Here is a 419-nt window from a genome sequence, read left to right as displayed (position 1 = left end):
TGTTCCGGATTGTTAAAGAGCAATATCTCAAACTCGACGTTAACCGTCAGTTTTGAGATATTTCGTGGAGACACCTTTCACCTGTCACCAAGCAAGTGGCGTCCCCTAGGGGATTCGAACCCCTGTTGCCGCCGTGAAAGGGCGGAGTCCTAACCGCTAGACGAAGGGGACGTGAAATTTGCTTAACGAATCACTGATTCGTTAATTTCACGTAAGGGTGAGGTTTTCTTCAGAAAACCGAGCGACAATGTTATTTGTCACCAGACCCCCAACGTAGAGCCAGTCTTGCTCATTACTTTTCTATCAGACAATCTGTGTGAGCACTTCGCGGGAAAGTATCTTCAGGTAAGGAGGTGATCCAACCGCAGGTTCCCCTACGGTTACCTTGTTACGACTTCACCCCAGTCATGAATCACAAA

General features: G+C 47.7%; 1 tRNA gene and 1 rRNA gene. Both read right to left on the bottom strand.

The window, feature by feature from the left end:
* Nucleotides 1–96: 96 nt before the first annotated feature.
* Nucleotides 97–171, bottom strand: a tRNA-Glu gene (locus tag F3J40_RS24655).
* A 175-nt stretch (nucleotides 172–346) separates the two neighbouring features.
* Nucleotides 347–419 (bottom strand): 16S ribosomal RNA (locus tag F3J40_RS24650); the annotation flags it as partial.

The organism is Candidatus Pantoea multigeneris (assembly GCF_011752615.1).
Taxonomy (GTDB): Bacteria; Pseudomonadota; Gammaproteobacteria; order Enterobacterales; family Enterobacteriaceae; genus Pantoea; species Pantoea multigeneris.
This window is presented reverse-complemented; position numbering and strand designations above follow the sequence as displayed.